Consider the following 20,386-nt stretch of genomic DNA (forward strand, 5'->3'; position numbering starts at 1 on the left):
CGTCTAAAACGAAAAACGCCCCTCAACTATAGTGTGACACGCCTCAAATTTTACATATTTAAACATAAAAAAACAATATGTTTCACAAATCATCAATTGGTATCATTTATGGAGTGGATAATCATCATTATGAATGAAACACTGCCTTCGGACACATAGACACCGACGTATCGCAGAAGTTCAATTCAGATTTCTCTGTAAATATGATCGGACGTGAACCAACACAATGAGGGTTATTTATAAATGAAACGTAATATTCTTGCAGTGGTAATCCCGGCATTGCTGGCCGCTGGCGCAGCGAATGCGGCTGAAATTTATAACAAAGACGGCAACAAACTGAACCTGAATGGTAAACTGGACGGTCTGCACTACTTCTCCAAAGACAACACCGGTAGAAACAGCGGCGACCAAAGTTATGTCCGTCTTGGTTTCACCGGCGAAACCAAGATCAACAGCGACCTGACTGGTTATGGCCGTTTTGAATATCAGTTCAACGCCAACCGTACTGAAGAAACAGAATCTAAAAATTCCACCGCCGCTGGTCAGACTCGTTATGCCTATGCCGGCCTGAAATTTGCTGATTTCGGTTCTCTGGATTACGGTCGTAACCGCAACGTGTCTTACGATGGTATCTCTTACACCGACGTGCTGCCGGAATGGGGTGGCGACTCTGCCTACAACGACGGTTTCACTGGCCGCAGTGCAGGTGTGGCGAACTACCGCAACAAAAACTTCTTCGGTCTGGTTGATGGCCTGAACTTTGGCCTAAGCTACCAGTCAGCACGTTCTGATTCCACAACGCGCAAAAGTAACACTGGCGCTGGCTACGCCCTGTCCACCTCTTATACCTCTCCGTATGGCGTAGGTATTATCGGTTCATACGGCCATGCTAAACGTACTGCGAATACATTCTCTAATGCTACATCACCTGCTACATCAAATGACCAGGCACAAGATGGCCGTGGTACTGATGCTGAAATGTGGGCGACCGGCCTGAAATACGATGCTAACAACATCTATGTAGCCGCTACCTACGGTGAATACCGTAATATGACCTACGGTAACACTTATAAATTTAATATTAGCGGAGTCTCTCAGCACACCACTGCTGCCTTTGACAAAACCAAAGTGTTTGAAGCGGTTGCACAGTATAACTTCGACTTTGGCCTGAAACCGTCTATCGGCTACGTATCAGCTAAAGCGGAAGATAACACTGCGGCCCAAAAAACCAGCGATTATCTGGTCAAATACGCCAGCCTGGGCCTGACCTACTCTTTCAACAAAAACTTCTCGACTTACACCGAGTATGACATCAACCTGCTGAAAGACGACAACCTCTACAAACAAGCAACTAACGACCGTGTTGCTGTCGGTGTGGTTTACCAGTTCTAATCCAGCCTTGCTTCTCTGAAGTAAGCGCATATCAAGCCGAGGCTATGCCTCGGCTTTTTCTCTTCACAGTAGCTCTTCACAATTGTTATTTTTCCGCCGCAGCACATGTGATTCGCACCCGCACCGTTTCTTCCCGGCTATGACGCGGCCACACCCTCTTCTGTTATTACGTCCACGATGTGGAACAAACCCGTCACGAGGTAAAACAGCAGGTGTATTAATAAGAATAAATTCGACACTGACATCGATATTTAAAATTACATATAAAATTAATAAAAACCCAACAAAGCAATACAGCAATAACCCATTGTTTTTCATTCATAAAAAAATAAATAAAAATGAAACATAATATTTTTATTCGAATAAAAACATAATATTTCACCAACAACATTCTGGTATCACTTTCATTCTGGTTACCTCCCCCTCCTGATGTAAGACTGCGGGCGCACATAACAACACATCGACAATGCTCCTGCTGTATCTCTATTGCTGTCAGGCAGAAATGCCTCAGTGGTGATTAACATTTAGTGAGGGTAATGATGATAATGAAGCATCTGATAACTATGCTAACCGCATCAGTATTATTGTCTTCAACCGGGTTGGTCAACGCGGCTGAAGTTTATAATAACCAGGGTAATAAATTTGATTTGTATGGCAAAGTGCGAGCGGGTTATTACTTTGGTGATAACACCAATAGTTTCAAAAGCAATGGTGATTCAACCTATGCACGACTGGGTGTAAAAGGTGAAACGCAGATCACCCCATATATTACCGGTTACGGCAATTACGAATATCATTTTGATGCCAGCAAGGCGGAAGACACCAATGGCGCTAACGGGAAAACCCGCTACGCCTATGCCGGTTTGAAGTTCGATAAATTTGGCAGTATTGATTACGGCAGAAATAAAGGCATCGCCTATGACGGTTTATCCTACACCGACGTATTGCCTGAATTTGGCGGCGATCAAGGCTATACCGACAATATTACTGGCCGCACCGCCGGGGTGGCGACATACCGTAACAAGAACTTCTTTGGTCTGGTCGATGGATGGGACATTGGGCTGCAATATCAGTCCAGCCACAATGACTCCACTGATCCGGCGCGTCAGGTCGGTAATGGCTGGGGAGTCTCTTCTGCGTATACCACACCTGTCGGTATCGGCGTTATCGCCTCTTATGAAGCCGTCAGCCGAACAGCGGCACAGCGAGCGACAAATGAAGGCGACAAGGCTGACGCCTGGGCTGCCGGCGTGAAATACGATGCCAATCGCACCTATTTAGCGATGATGTACGGCATACTCCATAACCTGACACCAATTGGCACCTCAACCGCCGCCTTTGCTGATAAAACCAAAATATTTGAGGCGGTGGCGCAATATCACTTTGATTTTGGACTCACGCCGTCTCTAGCCTATGTATCCGCCAGAGCATACGATGAGACGGATATTGGGCAAGGCACCAGTGGTTATGTCACCCGGTATGCCAGTTTGGGGGTAAATTATACCTTCAATAAGAATATGGTTATGAATGTGGCTTATTTGCGCAATCTGATAAGCAGCACTGATAATCCATTTGCCAGAAAGACCGGTGATACGGTGTTCACCGGTCTGGTATATCAGTTCTGACAGGTGTACACCTTCCCGATACCTGCGGCAAAGTCGGCATATGCGCCGACTTTGCCGGTTTTCAGGCAAAAATCTCGACGGCTTCACCGCTATCACTATTTCCGTTTCTTTTGATGCAAACGGTTGGCAAAGCCAGACGCTGGCGTTAACCTGCTATTTCTATTTAATCTCTGTTATGGATTACTTCGCAATGTTTGAAAAAATCGCTGCCGCACCTGCTGACCCAATTCTGGGGCTGGCCGATCTGTTCCGCGCTGATGAACGCTCCCACAAAATCAATTTGGGGATCGGCGTTTATAAAGATGAAACCGGTAAAACGCCGGTACTCACCAGCGTAAAAAAAGCAGAACAGCTGCTGCTGGAAACCGAAACCACTAAAAACTACCTGAGTATTGATGGCATACCGGAATTCGCTCGTTGCACTCAGGAGCTGTTATTCGGTAAGCAGAGCGAGATCATTGCGAACAACCGTGCGCGCACCGCACAGACACCGGGCGGCACCGGTGGCCTGCGCGTAGCAGCAGACTTTATCGCCACCCAGACCAGCGCCAAACGTATCTGGGTAAGCAATCCGAGCTGGCCGAACCATAAGAATGTTTTCGCTGCCGTTGGTCTCGACGTCTGTGATTACACCTATTACGATGCAGCTCGCCACGAACTGGATTTTGACGGTATGCTGGCCAGCCTGAGTGCGGCACAAGCCGGTGATGTGGTGCTGTTCCACGGCTGTTGCCATAATCCTACCGGTATTGACCCGACCAAAGCGCAATGGGAACACCTGGCCGCACTGGCGCTGGAAAAAGGCTGGCTGCCGCTGTTTGACTTCGCCTATCAGGGCTTTGCCCGTGGTCTGGATGAAGACGCCGAAGGGCTGCGTATTTTTGCCGCCAAACACACCGAGCTGATTGTTGCCAGTTCTTACTCCAAGAATTTTGGTCTGTACAACGAGCGAGTAGGTGCCTGCACTATCGTGGCGGCAGAAGCCACGATTGCCGATACGGCATTTAGCCAGGTCAAGGCGGGAATTCGTGCCAACTACTCCAACCCACCGTCACACGGTGCGGCTGTCGTGGCTACCGTGCTGTCTAATGAGTCGTTGCGTAACATCTGGGAACAGGAATTAACGGCCATGCGTGAACGCATTCAGCGTATGCGTCACCTGTTTGTCAGCACCTTGCAGGAAAAAGGCACTACTCAGGACTTCTCCTTCATTATCAATCAGAACGGCATGTTCTCTTTCAGCGGGTTGAGCAAAGATCAGGTACTGCGCCTGCGCAACGAATTCGGTATCTACGCCGTCAACTCTGGCCGAATCAACGTAGCAGGTATGACGCCGGAAAACATGGCGCCGCTGTGCGAAGCCATTGTTGCCGTGCTGTGATGATGCATCCTGCCTGACTCCCTTTCAAACGGGCGACGGCACACAAAAAGCCAGCAGATCTGCTGGCTTTTGTTTTTTACGCAGATAAAACAGGAGTCAGCCAGCATCGCGCACAAACGGATTGCTAAGGCGCTCTTCTCCGAAAGTGGACATCGGCCCATGACCTGGAATAAAGACGATATCATCCCCCAAAGGGAATAACTTATTACGAATAGAGTCCACCAGCGCCTGATGGTCGCCCTGTGGGAAATCGCTGCGCCCTATGCCGCCATGGAAAATAACATCACCCACCTGAGCGAAGCGTGCCTGCTTATCAATGAATACCACATGCCCCGGCGTGTGACCCGGACAATGCACAACAGATAACACCGACTCGCCAATGCTGACGGTATCGCCCTCTTCCAGCCAGCGGGTCGGCGTCAACGGTGGACAATCATTCAGCCCAAACATGCGGCTCTGAGCGGGTAATCCATCAAGCCAGAAAGCATCGGCACGCTGCGGGCCAACAATAGGCGCCTGATAGTGTTCAGCCAGCGCGACAGCAGCACCGACATGGTCCAGATGACCATGCGTCAGCAGAATCTGGGTGACGACGACACCCGCCTGCGCCACTGCCTGTTTGATTTTTTCTGCTTCACCACCGGGATCAACAATAGCGGCCTGCAACGTTTTCTCACACCACAGTAGTGTGCAATTTTGGCTAAAAGCCGTAACAGGAATAATTTGGTACTTCATACCGCTCCGTTCTTACTTCAAATCCTTGTGCGAGGAGAAAGCCTACCCCGCCCATTCCGTCATTCACATTACCAGGTGCGAACAGCCCCGGTATCAATGTGCACAAAGTTGCTCTGTGGGTAATAACCAACACCGCCCGCACGCATTTTCACAGCAGCTTTCCGGATATTCGCCAATTGAACGCCTTCAATATGGAAATCCATCGCTTTGCCCTGGGTGTGATAGCTCTGTTTCGCCACGCCCTTACTGTGCGACCGCAGATCTTCATTGGTGCTGTAAGAACGATAACCTGAGATCAGCTGTACCGGCTTGGTAGAACCTAACATCACCTGCAGTCGGTATAGCTGATCAAACAGCGCGGGATCAATAATTTTGATTTTATTGGCCCGATAGTCGCGGAAAAAGTGATTCAATCGGGATAACTCTGCTTTGTTATAACGACGACCATCAAAGAATTCGACTTTGATGTGCTCGCCGGTATTAATATTATTCAGTGTGAGAATACGTGGACGAGCAGTGGATAACGAAGCCAACGATTGACCTGGCAACAGCGCTATTCCTAAGGCTGCACCGCCAAGCGCCAGCCATTTGCGTCGATGATTATCAATGTGTTCCATAAAGATCGAGTACCCTGGGCTAAAAAAGCGAAGAGAATAACAGGCGAAGCGGCACCTAATGCACCGCATTGCACCTTAACTGCCTGCAGCAGACCCGTCAACCCGCTTTCTTCGGACTCTGGCGCAGGCTCCCACGGTTTTTTGCTTCACAACACCCAGTGATCTCATCCGGGAATTGCCCGGATTACGCATAGTTACTGTAATAATAATCCCACTTTGGACAAAGCCAGTGCGCCGGTTTTTACCGTATCATCATAATTGTAAATATCTGTGCGGAATTGCGGCTTACCATCATCAGCGACCCAGGCGGTGAGATAATAGAAATTGACCGGCACCCTTTGGCGTACCGCCACGTAGGTGGTGTTGCCCTGCTCTATCGTTGATGAGATGCGTGCATTATTCCACCCAGCATCCTGTAACAACAACGCTGCCAGCTCAGAAGCCTTATTAACGCGCACGCATCCCGAACTCAGCGCCCGGATATCCTTCTGAAACAGATTATGGTTAGGCGTATCATGCAAATAGATGGAATCCGTATTGGGTATATTGAACTTGTAACGCCCCAGCGAATTGCTGTCTCCCGGTGCCTGACGCAGGCGGTACGGGAAGTTGTTGGCAGATACCATCGGCCAGTCGATCGTTGCCGGGTCAATCGGCTGGGCGCTTTCGGTCCAATCTGACAATACCGTGTACCCGTGGCGCTGCAGATACCCAGGGTCCTGAATCACCTTAGGAATAATATCCTGACGGGTAAGCGTAGTCGGCACATTCCACGGTGGGTTCATCACTACATTGCTCAGTGAGCTTATCATCAGTGGCGTCTTGCGTTTAGGCTGGCCGACAATCACCCTCGACGACAGGATCTCTGCTCCATTTTGATAGTAGCTGAGCGAATAGTTAGGAATATTAACCATGATGCCGCTGCTGACTTTATCCGGCACCAGCCGCAAACGCTGAATATTTAACGCCAGCAAAGTAGCACGCATTTGCGATGACACATTGAGCCAGTCGCGGGTGCGCTTGCCGATGACGCCATCATCCTGTAGCCCCTGCGAATGCTGGAAACGTTTTACGGCTTCCACTACCTCTCCGTCATAACGCAATGACGACGAGCTGCCTGACGAGGCATCGTTAAACAGCGGCATTGCCGGGCCATCCTGAGTCAACATACTGGTTCGCCGCAAAATCTCTTTCAACACCGGTAACGCGGTGCTTTCATCACCGGGACGTAATGAGTCCGCCAGTATCAGTTTTGGCCAGGGGCGGTTGTCCGTGAGCATATTTTTCAGCGCATCGTGCATTTTTGCATACTGGGAATGATGAGGCGCTAACGATGCAATAAACGCCAGGCCGTTGCCCGATGCAACGGCCTGCTTCCACTGTCCAACCATCGCTGGTGACGGCGCAGCCAGCTTATAAGGCTCGCTGCCATACAGCCAGTTATTGCCATTTCTTTCTACCCCGGAGACAAACTGCATATACCCCAGCAGGGCATCCGACAGGACTACGTCACGGGCAAAACCGTTTAATTTAGGATCGGTTAACCAGCTCACCCAGGTGGTGAACTGTGGCTGAATACCAGAAAGCGCGAGTTCCGCCAACTGCTGCTGAAAAGCGTTGACGACCTGTTTATCACCCCACATCGGCTGCATGTGCTGGCGCGTATAGAGCGCGGTTAATTCACCGAGATAATGCGGTGTAATGCCCGCGGGCAGAGCACGGGTGACAGAGGCATGATTTTTTGACACGGCGGTTACCGCCACACTGTCTGGTGCCGCCTGAACGGAAAACGAAGCCAACAGACTGCCCAGCCAAATCGAACCGGCTACTCCCCAAAGCAGTCTTTGTGTATTTCGTTTGACTAACAACATCCATTTATCCCCTGTACATAAAATGACACTGCTTTTATTACACCGCGTGTTTTGAGCACACCGAATGTTTTGATTACACCGGGTATGTTGCAACCACCCAGTTTCTGTCAGCTAATACGGTTTTCGCAACCAGTATACGTTTTAAAAACAACATGTTTTTAAAAATTAATCTACCCGTTACCGCAAACGCGTGTCGTGCACCGGAATCATCCTGCGCCAACGGTTTAATCCGCATCACGAAAAACGACCAGATACACCCCATGTTATACTGATTTTACGGAGTGACAGGGGAAATACCGAGCGCGATACACCTGCCATTCTGACCATCATACAATCAGTTATCTGGCTTTTCTTCACCCATGTTGCCTATCGGACTCGCCCAGACCAGATACTAGCTGGAGCAGGAAATCACCAGATGTTTGCCCCAGTCGGGCGGCAGAGCGGCCAGGTCCGCCATATCGGGTTGATCGGCATACGGTTGACGCAAAACCTGATGCAGGCGGGCAAGCAAGCTAACATCCTCTTTTTGTGCCCGCTCAATCGCCTGTTGCGCCAGATAGTTACGCAATACGTAACGCGGGTTGGCCTGCTTCATCCGCCGTTGACGCCCGGCGTCATCCTCGCTTTCCAACGCCAGCCGCTGCCGGTATACACGAAACCAATCGTCAAATGCCGCACGATCAATAAACACATCCCGTAACGGTGAGTGACTGCTGTGACATTCTGTTTCCGACAACAATCGAAAGATATGGCTATAGTCGGCCTGTTCACGCTTCATCAGTTGCAGCAACCCGACCAGCAAATCATTATCCTGCGCCTGCGGAGTACCAAAACCCAGTTTGGCGCGCATTAATTCACCGAACTGCTGCATCAGTGCAGGTTCATAACGGTCCAACGCCTGTTGCAGGAGATTGGCAGGCATCAGCCCTGATAGGGACTGCGCCAGACGATGCAGGTTCCATAACCCTACCGAGGGTTGATTATCAAACGCATAGCGCCCCTGATGATCCGAATGATTACAAACATAATCTGGCTGGTAGTCATCCATAAACCCGAAGGGACCGTAATCGATAGTCAGTCCAAGAACAGACATGTTATCGGTATTCATGACGCCATGGGCAAAACCCACGGCCTGCCAGTGGGCTATCAGCCGCGCAGTACGCTCCACCACATCGCTGAACCACAGATAATAGCGATCCGCTTCTTGCTGCCACTGCGGCCAATAACAGGCAATGACGTACTCAGCCAGCTGACGTACCTTTTCTGGTTCGCGGCGATAATAGAAATGTTCGAAATGACCGAAACGGACATGGCTATCCGCCACCCGCAACAGCATCGCACCCTGCTCTTCCTGCTCACGCTGAACCGGGTGGTCGCTGCTGACGATAGTTAATGCACGCGTGGTGGGAATACCAAGGTGGTGCAACGCTTCCGACGCCAGAAACTCACGCACGACAGAACGCAAGACCGCCCGCCCATCCCCCATACGCGAATAGGGGGTTAATCCCGCGCCTTTGAGGTGCCAGTCTTGCGTACGTCCATCCGCCAATTGTTGTTGTCCGAGCAGGATGCCTCGCCCATCGCCTAACTGTCCGGCCCATACGCCGAACTGATGACCGCTATACACCTGAGCCAACGGCGCCATTCCCGGCAACAGCTGTTCTCCGCTCCAGATACGACCGTTATCACCTTCAAACCAGTCAGCGGATAACCCCAGTTCTTCAGCCAGTGTGGCGTTGTGATACAGCAAACGCGCACCCTGTAGCGGTGTAGGTGTCAGTTCGGTATAAAACCCCGGCAATTGCTGGTGGTAATGATTATTGAACGGCAGGTGATGCGGCATCATTCTCACTCCCTTTTTTATCAGTGTAGAACTGAGGCAGGAGAATTAACACGGAATAAAAACAAGGCTATTTAGCCAGACAGAAAAGCTAAGAATACCAATAAAATAGATAACCAAAGCAGTGGGCGACAGCCACAACTGAACGCCCAAGGGTGCTTAGCCGTAACAGGCAACCGGCATTAACGCATTATCCAGCGCTTCTGGTGGCAAGGGCGACCACAGTTGCCCCTGCACCGCGTTGACATCAAGCTCAAAAACCCGTTCAAAGCTGGCTATATTATCCACCCCTTTCGCCACTACCTTCAGTGAAGGGCACTGCTTTTTCATAACCTGTAACATGGGGTTAACGATAGAAACAGAAACAGGTCGAATTAATAACTTATTAATAAACCCCGCGTCCATTTTTACACAGGAAATGACGCCATCATAAAATGGCTTCATATTCACATTGCCAGCGCCGAAATTATCCAACCACAAATGGAAAGACTGGCTTAATTTCATCAAATCAGGATTATCTCGCCCATGTGATATATCCGGGAAGTGCTCATTAATCTCAAGTTGCAAAAAAGGCAGCGAACGAAACTCATGCCGCAGCAACGCGTCATTAATCAGAATTTCCGTCAATGTATGATCGATTTTCAACGCCACGATCACACGATTATTGATAAACCAGGCTGATTTATCTTTCAGAATCGCCAGTTGTTCTCTTAGCAGCGCTTGCTTGTGCTGGTGATTCAACGCTCCCAGTAAAATCTCCTGCGGTATGGACAAACTTCCCCCCTCACGCTGGAAGCGTCCGACCATTTCCAGCGCCATCAAACGGGAATCCAGATGGTAGACAGGAGAGAAAAAATACTGACTGACATAGTCAACTTCAAGCTGGATACGCATAGTGTTATAGCCAGAGTTAGAAAATTGAACCCGCCGTAACGGGCAGCCAGACAAAAGGTATGCCTGACCTGATCCTATTCGCTGCTACCACTCCAGAAACATCAAGGATTATTAACAATAATATTCAAACGGAGCGCGTGACGCTTATTTAACTCAAACAATATATGTCTGAATCTCCGAAAGAAAATACAATAAATAATCTCTTCCTTTTACGCGAATACCTTATTTCATTACTGCCGAAACCGACATTAAATTTATAATTTACCGTTCATCTAAAAACAATTTGCTTTGCATTTTTCAGACAAATCCCCATCATATATTGCAAATTATTAACGAATACCTTCCGATAACCAGACAATTACTGTGTTTATCTCATTGTGTTGTTGGGGATATTCCGATGCCAGCTGCTCACCAACCTTAGCCAGCGCTTCCGGACGATAAAATATACCGTTAAGCCGGGCAGCCAACACCTCCAACGGAGTAGGATTAAGACTATCAGTAAACAGCTGACAGCGACTGATGACACCGCGCTCTACGTCAAAATGCAGTTCCACACCTCCCCAATCGAAGCGGGTATCCAGCGTATGAGTGAATTCAGGCGCCTGGCCAAAATTCCACGCCCAACTGCTCTGGCGCGCAAACAACTCATCGAACCCCGGCAGTTCGGGGACAACATCAGGCGAAATTCTCTCTGGCTGACACTGGGTTTGATAATGGTCGAAAAATGCCTGAGTAACAGCGCTGCAAACCGTCTCATGATCAATCTCCGGCAATAACTCCACCAGATTCGCAACCCGCGAACGTACCGACTCAATGCCTTTAGCCTGCAATTTCTTAACATCCGGATTGAGATAATCCGCCAGACGAGACAAGTTGGCTGCCAGCAGCAGCGTTCCATGATGAAAGCCGCGATCAGCGCTTTCCCGATAGGCAGAACCAGAAATTTTTCTGACGCCGTCATGCGTTTCAACCACCAGGTCATTACGCCCCGACGCATGGGCTTCAATGCCAAGCGCCGTCAGTGCACGTAAGATAATGCCTGTGGACACACTCTTGTCATAGCCGGGTTTACCCGCCATAAAAGTAAAACAGGTGTTGCCGAGATCATGGAACACCGCACCGCCGCCACTGCTGCGCCGGGCCAGCTTGACGCCATCCTGCTCCATACGCCGGGTATTGCACTCTTTCCACGGGTTCTGAGCGCGGCCAACCACTACCGTTTCAGCATTACGCCACAAAAACAGCACCCGTTGTGTAGTCGGCATCTGGCGGAAAATACACTCTTCCACCGCCAGATTGAACCAGGGGTCAATAGAATCAGAGATCAGCAAACGCAGCGCGGACACAGCAAGGCTCCAAAGACAACAGGCCACCCACCGGTGGCCGGGGAATCAGATGCGGCGAGCCTGCCAGTAGGCCCGTTTCCAGTAAACATTGTTGAGTGATGAACGCATAACACCGCGGCTGGTCGAGGCGTGAATAAACTGGTCATTACTGTCGTAGATGCCGACATGCAATCCATTCTCGCCGCTGCCGGTGCGGAAAAAGACCAGATCGCCCGGCAATAAGGCGTCACGGTCAACACGAGTACCGATTTCCGTCTGCTCCTCGGTCGAGCGCGGCAACGTCAAACCAAACCGATCACGAAACGTCAGATAAACAAAGCCCGAACAATCAATACCATTGTGATCCAGCCCGCCGTAGCGGTAGGGCGTACCACGCCACTTCGCCAGTTGGGCATGTAGCTGTGCGCGCACCTCACTGGCATCGCCCAGGCGGGTACTCTGCGGAACATGGCTGCTACACCCGGCCAGAAACAATGCCACCAGAATTAACCAGACTCTCCAGAACCTCATGCCATCATGCTCACTGTTGCCGGGGACAGCCCCGCAAAATCGAATTACGTCATATTATCATTTGCACTTTGAAGCCAATCGCCAGAAAAAAAGAGAGTTTTCCTATTGTAACGAAATATTATGACTACTTTGACACCACCAGCCATGTAGCCCGTCACCATGCGGATAACCTGACTGGCTCCTCTATCGTCACTCACTCCTGCTGCGCCAGCATCCAGCGACGACCATCCAGCACATAATGCGTAAACGCCACGCCAAAAACCGAAGACAACGTCTCAGGTTGCATCACATCCGCCGCTATCCCTTGCGCTACCAGTTCACCACCGGACATCAGCCAGACTCGATCAGCATGGTGCAAGGTATGGTTCAGATCATGCCCGGAGGCAATCACCGTTACACCAGCCCGGCATAGCTCCGCCAGCAATGCATCCAGCGCCACACGTTGAGCAATATCCAAACTGGCAACGGGTTCATCCAGTAACAATAGCCGGGCAGATGGATTTAATGTCGGCCAGACTTGCAACAACACCGCAGCCAGCCTGACGCGTTGCCATTCACCGCCGGACAGCCGGGTAAGAGGACGACGCAGTTTATCCGCTAACGACAGCCGTTCCGCCAACTGCTGCACCACCGTATCCACATTATTAGTCTCTGCGGAAGGCTGATGCAGGTGCAGGTACTGGAACACCGGCATCATCGCCAGTGCGCCATGGTGCTGTGGCAGATAAGCCCGGACTCTGGCCAGATCGCGCGCCGACCAGACAGCCAATGCTTGCCCCAGCAGCTGTATCTCGCCCACTCCCGGCTGCAACCCAGCCATCAAGGCCAGCAAGGTGCTTTTACCTGCACCGTTAGGGCCAATAATGTGTACCTGTTCACCCCGGTGGCAGCTTAGCTCCACCGAGGATAAGCGCCCGGCGACACTGACATGGCGCAGGGACAGCAACGGTTGAATCGTCACGCTTACTGCACCAGCGCCTGTTCAATGGCTTTAATAATCGCGCTGTCATCCGGCGTCATGTCGGGCGAAAAGCGCGCCACCACATCACCACGACGATTAATCAGAAATTTTTCAAAATTCCACAGAATATCGCCAGGATGTACCGGTGCCTGCCCTTTGCTGATACGACGCTCGTAAAATTCACTCCCTTGTGGTCGCAACGCGTCTGGTTGAGCCTGAATCAGCGCCTGATATAAGGGGTGACGTCCGCTTCCGTTGACCTCAATTTTACTAAACATCGGAAACTGCACACCGAAGGCTCCGCGACAGAAAGCCTGTATCTCTTCGTTACTACCCGGCTCCTGTCCGGCAAATTCATTGGACGGAAACCCCAATACCGCAAACCCGCGTTCACGATAAGTTTCATACAGGTTTTCCAGCGTTTCGTATTGCCGGGTCAGTCCGCACTGTGACGCGACATTCACCACCAGCAGCACATTATTGCGCCAGTTTTCCAGTGACGTTGGACGACCATCGATGGTTTGCAGGGGAATTGCGTAGATGTTATTGCTCATTGTCTCTTCCTGTTTTTTCTAACCGGCTTTTCGCCGAACTGTTTATTATCGGAATCACGCCTGATGGCGCAGCAGCAGCCAGATAAACCAGGGTGATCCCAGTGTGGCGGTGACCACGCCAACCGGCAATTCCGCCGTGGCCAGCAAAGTACGCGCCAGCGTATCTGCCAGCATCAGCACCACTGCGCCAGCCAGCCCACACCCGGTTAATAGATAGCGCTGATCGGTCAAGCCACACAAGCGCAAAATATGCGGGATAACCAATCCGACAAAACCAATCACGCCAGCCAGCGCTACACTCATGCCCAGTAGCGCTCCCATCGCCAAAACCAGCACATTACGCCAGTAGACTACCGCAACGCCTAATTGCCGGGCAGCCGGTTCGCCCAGCGCCAACTGGTTTAGCACCCCGCCGCAACACGCCAGCCAAACCAGCAAAGGGAACATCAGTAGCATTAATGCGCCGTAACGCCAGTCCACGCCACTGAACCCGCCCATCATCCAGTACATTAGCTGGCGTAAATCAAGGCTGGTGCTGAAATAAACCGCCCAGGTCATCATCGCGCTGCAAATAATGCTCAGCGCCACACCAATCAGTAGCAACCGCGTGTTAGACACCCCAGCACGGGAAAAACGCAGCAACAGTAAGGTCACCAACAGCGCACCGGCGATGGCGCACAGGCTAAGGCTCCAGACCGGCAACATTCCATGGCCGATCAACACTGCCAAGACCAGTGCCACGCCCGCGCCGCTGGAAACGCCAAGCAACCCCGGCTCGGCCAATGGGTTATCGAACACCGCCTGCATCACCGCACCGCCCATCGCCAGCCCGGCCCCCACCAGCATCACCGCCAGCGTGCGCGGCAGTCTGAGTTGCCAGATAAATAAGGAGGATTCCGAATCGAACCAATGCGTTGGGCCAATCCAACGCTCACCGACGCACAAGCTCACGATGATTCCCAGCACCAGCAGCAGCCATAACCCCAACAAACGCTGGCGATCTCGCCTGCGCTGCTGGTGTTTCAGTTGGGTATAGCCTACCGGGGTTAACTGCATGGGCGACCTGCAATGAAAAAATCGGACAATGTCACCATGATGCGCATATACACAGTGATATCAAGCTGATGCTGGGAAATTTCGCCGGGGAATGGAAAGCAGTCCGCAACGTATGCTGCAAGGGGCTATGGCGAATATCCCCTGCAACATGGTATGACAGGTGATTACTTCATCTGGCTTGATTGTTTTTTGATCTAAATGACGTCTCAACGACCTGAGTAAGAAATCGTCACCAACCATCCTGCGGGGTAATTGTATGCTGACATCCCTTCTGCGCTTGCTGCAACGCATCCGGCAAAAAGGCGAACATTGGCATAGTAAATCGTCCAACGAGTGCGCCGAATGCGAATACAGCTTCTACAATCATGAAGCCAACCTGCCATTCGACCAGATCGAAGAGTGTCTGCGCGCCCGCCGGGATGCGCTGATGCAGGAACAGCCGCCCGTGGCAGAACCGATGCCCGCAATCATACGCCCACGCTGGGCACGCAAGTCATCAGATTCAGGTTGAGGCTAGCGAGTGGCGCGTAAGCCAGGTGCGGACGAACTCCACCACGACCTTACTGGCAGGGCCATAAATGTGTTCGTCGAACTGACTTTGAACCTGACTGGGTTCCAGATTGAGTTCCACGGTATGTGCGCCATGCACCCGCGCTTCGTGAACAAAACCGGCTGCCGGATAAACATGGCCCGACGTACCGATAGCAATGAAAAGATTCGCTTCTGATAACGCATGATAGATGCGATCCATCCCCAACGGCATTTCGCCAAACCACACCACATGAGGACGCAGCGGCGCCGGAAACTGGCAACAATGGCAACGTTCATCCGCCGAGACATCGTCCGTCCACTCAAACACCTGTCCGCTCTGGCTGCAACGCACTTTCAACAGCTCGCCGTGCATATGGATGATACGTTTGCTGCCGGCACGCTCATGCAGGTTGTCAATATTCTGGGTGACCAGCAGAAAATGATCGCCAAGTGCCGCTTCCAGTTCCGCCAGCGCCAGATGCGCGGCATTGGGCGCAATGTCCGGCTGCTGCAACTGACGACGGCGTTGATTGTAGAAATGTTGAACCGTTTGCGGATCGCGATGAAACCCTTCCGGGGTGGCGACATCCTCCACCCGATGCTCTTCCCACAGTCCATCCGAAGCACGGAACGTGCGAATACCGGACTCAGCAGAAATCCCTGCTCCGGTAAGTACAACAACACGTGGTTTATTCACGTTTTTGACCACCAGATAATCACGATGAAAAATGCGGGCACACAAACGCTGATGACGCAGACGTTTTCGCTGCCGAAAACGGTGTAATCGTTGATGCGAGTGCATGTCTGCTCCTTAGAGTGTCTGTCTTTAGCGCACCAGCGCGACGCTATCGGTTCGCTTTATCTCCGCTCTGACAGCGGGTAATGATAACGCCACAGGAATCAGGGCGATATCGGTTGACTCATCAAGTGTAGCAATGCTGCGCCGCGCACGCCGCCCGCATCGCCATGGCGGGCTTTTTCAATACGCGGCACGCGCGCTACCGGCAACAGGCTCTCTGGCAATCGCCGCGGCAACTGCCGATAAATTTCGTCAACGTTCGACAAGCCACCACCAAACACCACCAGATGCGGGTCAACCAACGTTAACAGATTACCCAGACACACCGCCAGTAATGCCAGATAACGGTCTACATGCGCCTGTGCCCGTGGCTCGCCGGCGTAAAACGCCGTGATAATGTCCGGTGCTGATAGGGGGTGCGAGTAAAAGTGCGCGTATAACCATTCAAATCCGCGGCCAGAGAGGTAGTTTTCCACACAACCGGTGCGACCACAGCCGCATTTTACGCGTGGAATCGACTCGCCGAGGATATCCAGCGCGTCCACCGGCAAGCGAAAGTGACCGAACTCACCGGCAATACCGTTTTTTCCCTCCACAACCTGACCATTCACCACCAGGCCGCCGCCCATACCGGTGCCGAGAATAATCCCCAGTACCACCGGATAAGCGCGAAACTCGTCGTCCCAGGCTTCTGATAGCGCAAAACAGTTCGCATCGTTACTGAGCCGGACTTCACGTTGCAGCAGTCGGCTGAGATCGGCACGCAGCGGTTTCCCCATAGCAGCAGGCAAATTTGCAGCGAATAAGGTGCCATTGTCAGCGTTCTCCATGCCCGGCACGCCGACGCCAACCAGCCCGCGGCCACCTATCTGTGCGTCGGCTTCTTGCGTCAAGTTCAATAAGACACGTAGCAGATGTTCATAATCATCACGCGGAGTGGGAATACGTTTTTGCCAGATGCGCTGCAACCCGGCGTCAAATACCGCCAGTTCAATCTTGGTGCCTCCAATATCAAAACCGTAATACATGGACGCTCCCCAACTTCGGCTGAAAAGGACAAGGCCATTGCTCAAGCGCAATGGCGTTGCAGATTACTGGCCGCTCAATATCCGGGCCGGATCGATACGGCTGGCACGGCGAGCCGGATACCAGCTGGCTACCAGGCTCAGCACCAGCGAGGTACCCAACACAATGACCACATCCAGCATATGTAACTCAGACGGCAGAAAATCGATGAAATAGATATCGCCGGACAAAAAACGGTGACCGGTAAGCCGTTCAAGACCACGGATGATCGGTGTCAGTTGCAGGGTGACCACAATCCCCACCACCGTGCCGACCACACTGCCGAGCAATCCGGCCAGCAAACCATACCAGACAAAAATCGCGCGGATTAACCCATCGCCAGCGCCCAAGGTGCGCAATACGGCGATATCGCTGCTTTTGTCCTTCACCGCCATCACCAGCGTGGAAACGATGTTGAAGCAAGCCACGCCAATCACCAGCACCATCGCCAGATACATAATGGTGCGGATCATCTGAATATCGCGGTACATATAGCCGTAAGTGCCGATCCAACTGCGAATATAGACAAAGAGGTTGGTCGCCTCACCCGCGTCATGCACCAGCTTCTGAGCGGCAAACACATCCTGTGCCTTGATGGCGATACCGGTAATACCGTCGCCCAACTCCAGATACTGCTGGGCATCGGCCAGCGGCACCAACGCCAGACCATGATCCAACTGACCGCTCAACTGCAAGATCCCGGCAACCTGCAAACGGATGCGTTTCGGTTGCAGCAGCTTCATCTGTGGGTCGCTGTTGGGAATCATCACTGTGACCCAGTCACCGCTTTTCACACCCAGCGTATCCGCAACACCTTTACCGATAATCACCTGCTGCGCGCCGGCATGAAAACGAGACCAGGCATTATCCAGCACAAACTGCGGTAACGCGCTGAGCTTCAGTTCCTGCTGCGGGTCCACCCCTTTAAACTGAATCGCCTTCAGGCTGGCGCCGTTTTCCAGCAGCCCGGTAAAACTGACGTAAGGCGCGGCGGCGGCAACGCCGGGCACCTGTTCAATCTTCGACAACTGCGGTCGCCAGTTGCGGAATGGCTGCTCGCCCGCTTCGATCTCGCCATGCGGCACAACCGCCAGAATACGGTTATTAAGCTCACGCTCGAAACCGTTCATTGCGCTTAAGCCAACTATCAATACCGCCACGCCGAGCGCAATGCCGAGCGTGGAAATCACCGAAATCAACGACACCATGCCGCTGCGGCGACGCCCGCGGCTGAAACGCAATCCAACCAGCAGCGAAAGCGGAGGAAAGGTCATTGCGACGCCCCCATCAGGGTTAACTCCTGCTGCAACTGTCCATCACGCATTTCCAGTTGTCGGCCGAGACGGCGGGCCAGACTCAGGTCGTGGGTGACCACCAGAAACGCCGTGCCTTGACGCACATTCAGCTCACCCAGCAGCTCAAAAATGGCATCGGTAGTACGCTGATCAAGGTTGCCGGTCGGTTCGTCCGCCAGTACCAGCGACGGGCTATTCACCAGCGCACGGGCAATTGCCACACGCTGGCGCTCACCGCCGGACAGTTCCGAGGAACGATGCTGGCTGCGTTGTGCCAGACCGACGGCGGCCAGCATCGCCTGCGCCTTTTCTTTTGCTTCTTTCGGCGTCACGTTACCGATCAGAAGCGGCATCGCCACGTTTTCCAACGCGGTGAAATCCGGCAGCAAATGATGAAACTGATAGATGAAACCCAGTTCGCGGTTACGCAGCGCCGCTTTCGCCGCCGCCGACAGCTGATTCAACGTCTTGCCTTTGAACACCACGTCACCGGAGGTCGGCGCATCCAGCCCCCCCAGCAAATGCAGCAAGGTACTTTTGCCAGAGCCGGAACTGCCGACAATCGCCATCATCTCGCCATTCTGCATCTCGAATGACACATCACGCAGCACATCAGTCGACAGGTTGCCTTCCTGATAACGTTTACACAGTTGACGACACTGTAATAAGGGTGAACTACTCATAACGTAAAGCCTCTGCGGGATGGGTGGCGGCCGCGCGCCAGGAAGGATAAAGCGTGGAAAGCAGCGCCAGCAGCATGGCCACCAGCGCAATGGCGATCACCTGCAGCGGTTGAATCTGCACCGGCAGCGCACCGCCGTCAATCAACAGTCCAAGCATCGGTATCAGGGTGTTCAACTGGCTGGCCAGCACCATACCCAATATTGCCCCGACCAGCGCCCCCACCACACCGGCACCACCGCCCTGAACAATAAATACCGCCATGATCTGGCGCTGAGTCAGCCCCTGCGTCTGCAAAATGGCGACCTCGCCCTGTTTCTCCATCACCAGCAAGCCCAGTGAGGTAATAATATTGAACGCCGCGACAGCCACAATCAGACTTAACAGCAGCCCCATCATGTTTTTCTCCATCCGCACCGCCTGGAATAATTCGCCTTTGCGCTCACGCCAGTCTTTCCACACCGTCCCCGGCGGCAACACCTGCTGGCTCAGCGTATCCACCGTGAGCGGTTGATCAAGCCACAGCCGCCAGCCGGTAACGTTACCAAGCGGGTAGCGCATCAGGCGCGACGCATCCTGCTGGTTCACCAGCAATTGATAGCCATCCACTTCACTGTGGGCGTAAAACGTGCCAGCCACGGTAAATAACCGCTGGCTGGGCACACGCCCCATCGGCGTCAACTGGCTGGCGCTGGTCACCATCAACCGCAATTGATCACCCGCTTTGACGCCAAGCTGGTTGGCAAGTTGCTCGCCGAGAATCACCTGATACTGCCCCGGCTGCAACCGTTGCAATGACGTCGCATTGGTCAGGTAGTGCGCCAGCGGTTCCTGTTCATCTGGATTCACGCCGAGCATCACGCCCACCGCGACACTGCGGGCGCTTTGCAGCACCACATCGCCGGTCGTCAGCGATGCGACACGCCTGACGCCTTTCAGGCTGGATAGCGAAGAAGCAGGTAATATCTGTGGATTAAGGGAGCCTTGCGGCGTGGTGATGAGCGCCTGCGGCATCAGCCCCAGAATGCTATTTTCCAGTTCCCGCTCAAAACCGTTCATCACCGACAGCACGGTGACCAGCGCCATCACGCCGAGGGTAATGCCAATGGCGGACAACCAGGAAACAAACCGCCCGAAGCGGTCCGCGGCCCGTCCTCGCATATAGCGCAGGCCAATGAAAAGTGCGACAGGTTGATACATGAAATCCGTCTGGATGAGGTTGCTAAAGCAAAG

General features: G+C 52.5%; 19 protein-coding genes. 4 read left to right on the forward strand and 15 right to left on the reverse strand.

What is annotated here, in order from left to right:
- Positions 1-243 precede the first annotated feature (243 nt).
- The 3 genes from Dpoa2040_RS08995 (at position 244) to Dpoa2040_RS09005 (ending at position 4,398) form a co-directional block, all read left to right on the forward strand.
- Positions 244-1,392, forward strand: coding sequence for a porin (locus Dpoa2040_RS08995; RefSeq protein WP_042871120.1), 1,149 nt, complete (start codon positions 244-246; stop codon positions 1,390-1,392).
- A 545-nt stretch (positions 1,393-1,937) separates the two neighbouring features.
- A complete protein-coding gene (locus Dpoa2040_RS09000) occupies positions 1,938-3,017 on the forward strand; it encodes a porin (RefSeq protein ID WP_168641042.1) in 1,080 nt (359 codons plus the stop codon).
- Between the two features lie 190 nt (positions 3,018-3,207).
- Complete coding sequence (locus Dpoa2040_RS09005; RefSeq protein WP_168641043.1) at positions 3,208-4,398, forward strand: amino acid aminotransferase; 1,191 nt, start codon at positions 3,208-3,210, stop codon at positions 4,396-4,398.
- 96 nt (positions 4,399-4,494) lie between these two features.
- On the opposite strand, the gene Dpoa2040_RS09010 is transcribed toward Dpoa2040_RS09005, so the two are convergent.
- From Dpoa2040_RS09010 to btuC, 10 genes are all read right to left on the reverse strand, one after another.
- Positions 4,495-5,133, reverse strand: coding sequence for an MBL fold metallo-hydrolase (locus Dpoa2040_RS09010; RefSeq protein WP_042871122.1), 639 nt, complete (start codon positions 5,131-5,133; stop codon positions 4,495-4,497).
- A gap of 68 nt (positions 5,134-5,201) precedes the next feature.
- Positions 5,202-5,750, reverse strand: a complete 549-nt coding sequence (locus Dpoa2040_RS09015; RefSeq protein ID WP_168641044.1) for a YcbK family protein — start codon at positions 5,748-5,750, stop codon at positions 5,202-5,204.
- A gap of 194 nt (positions 5,751-5,944) precedes the next feature.
- Positions 5,945-7,621, reverse strand: a complete 1,677-nt coding sequence (gene ldtD / locus Dpoa2040_RS09020; protein WP_168641045.1) for a L,D-transpeptidase — start codon at positions 7,619-7,621, stop codon at positions 5,945-5,947.
- Positions 7,622-8,012: 391 nt separating this feature from the next.
- Positions 8,013-9,464 carry a protein adenylyltransferase SelO gene (locus tag Dpoa2040_RS09025; RefSeq protein WP_168641078.1) on the reverse strand — a complete coding sequence of 484 codons (1,452 nt, stop codon included), beginning with the start codon at positions 9,462-9,464 and terminating at the stop codon, positions 8,013-8,015.
- A 156-nt stretch (positions 9,465-9,620) separates the two neighbouring features.
- Positions 9,621-10,355: an EAL domain-containing protein gene (locus Dpoa2040_RS09030; protein ID WP_168641046.1), complete on the reverse strand. Its 735-nt coding sequence runs from the start codon at positions 10,353-10,355 to the stop codon at positions 9,621-9,623.
- Between the two features lie 329 nt (positions 10,356-10,684).
- Positions 10,685-11,701 (reverse strand): lipoate--protein ligase A, encoded by a 1,017-nt coding sequence (locus Dpoa2040_RS09035; RefSeq protein ID WP_168641047.1) that lies wholly within the window; start codon positions 11,699-11,701, stop codon positions 10,685-10,687.
- 45 nt (positions 11,702-11,746) lie between these two features.
- Positions 11,747-12,211 carry an NlpC/P60 family protein gene (locus tag Dpoa2040_RS09040; protein WP_042871132.1) on the reverse strand — a complete coding sequence of 155 codons (465 nt, stop codon included), beginning with the start codon at positions 12,209-12,211 and terminating at the stop codon, positions 11,747-11,749.
- A gap of 193 nt (positions 12,212-12,404) precedes the next feature.
- Positions 12,405-13,172: a vitamin B12 ABC transporter ATP-binding protein BtuD gene (btuD, locus tag Dpoa2040_RS09045; protein ID WP_168641048.1), complete on the reverse strand. Its 768-nt coding sequence runs from the start codon at positions 13,170-13,172 to the stop codon at positions 12,405-12,407.
- Between the two features lie 2 nt (positions 13,173-13,174).
- Positions 13,175-13,726 (reverse strand): glutathione peroxidase, encoded by a 552-nt coding sequence (locus Dpoa2040_RS09050; RefSeq protein ID WP_168641049.1) that lies wholly within the window; start codon positions 13,724-13,726, stop codon positions 13,175-13,177.
- A gap of 54 nt (positions 13,727-13,780) precedes the next feature.
- Positions 13,781-14,782, reverse strand: coding sequence for a vitamin B12 ABC transporter permease BtuC (gene btuC / locus Dpoa2040_RS09055; protein ID WP_042871137.1), 1,002 nt, complete (start codon positions 14,780-14,782; stop codon positions 13,781-13,783).
- Between the two features lie 256 nt (positions 14,783-15,038).
- Here btuC and Dpoa2040_RS09060 point away from each other — a divergent pair, with 256 nt between their 5' ends.
- Entirely contained in the window at positions 15,039-15,293 is a 255-nt protein-coding gene (locus tag Dpoa2040_RS09060; protein WP_168641050.1) for a hypothetical protein, read from the forward strand.
- Here Dpoa2040_RS09060 and cobB read toward each other — a convergent pair.
- From cobB to lolC, 5 genes are all read right to left on the reverse strand, one after another.
- On the reverse strand, positions 15,285-16,115 hold the full coding sequence (gene cobB / locus Dpoa2040_RS09065) for a Sir2 family NAD+-dependent deacetylase (RefSeq protein ID WP_042871141.1): 831 nt from the start codon (positions 16,113-16,115) through the stop codon (positions 15,285-15,287). The two genes, Dpoa2040_RS09060 and cobB, sit on opposite strands and share 9 nt — an antisense overlap.
- A 98-nt stretch (positions 16,116-16,213) precedes the next feature.
- Positions 16,214-17,140, reverse strand: coding sequence for an N-acetylglucosamine kinase (nagK, locus tag Dpoa2040_RS09070; protein ID WP_168641051.1), 927 nt, complete (start codon positions 17,138-17,140; stop codon positions 16,214-16,216).
- Positions 17,141-17,203: 63 nt separating this feature from the next.
- On the reverse strand, positions 17,204-18,451 hold the full coding sequence (gene lolE, locus Dpoa2040_RS09075; RefSeq protein WP_168641052.1) for a lipoprotein-releasing ABC transporter permease subunit LolE: 1,248 nt from the start codon (positions 18,449-18,451) through the stop codon (positions 17,204-17,206).
- Positions 18,448-19,155, reverse strand: a complete 708-nt coding sequence (gene lolD / locus Dpoa2040_RS09080; RefSeq protein ID WP_042871146.1) for a lipoprotein-releasing ABC transporter ATP-binding protein LolD — start codon at positions 19,153-19,155, stop codon at positions 18,448-18,450. Before lolD ends, lolE begins: the two co-directional genes overlap by 4 nt.
- Positions 19,148-20,353: a lipoprotein-releasing ABC transporter permease subunit LolC gene (lolC, locus tag Dpoa2040_RS09085; RefSeq protein WP_042871149.1), complete on the reverse strand. Its 1,206-nt coding sequence runs from the start codon at positions 20,351-20,353 to the stop codon at positions 19,148-19,150. The genes lolD and lolC overlap by 8 nt, the downstream gene beginning before the upstream one ends.
- Positions 20,354-20,386 lie beyond the last annotated feature (33 nt).

Origin of the sequence: Dickeya sp. CFBP 2040, from assembly GCF_012273755.1 — a bacterium.
GTDB lineage: Bacteria > Pseudomonadota > Gammaproteobacteria > Enterobacterales > Enterobacteriaceae > Dickeya > Dickeya poaceiphila.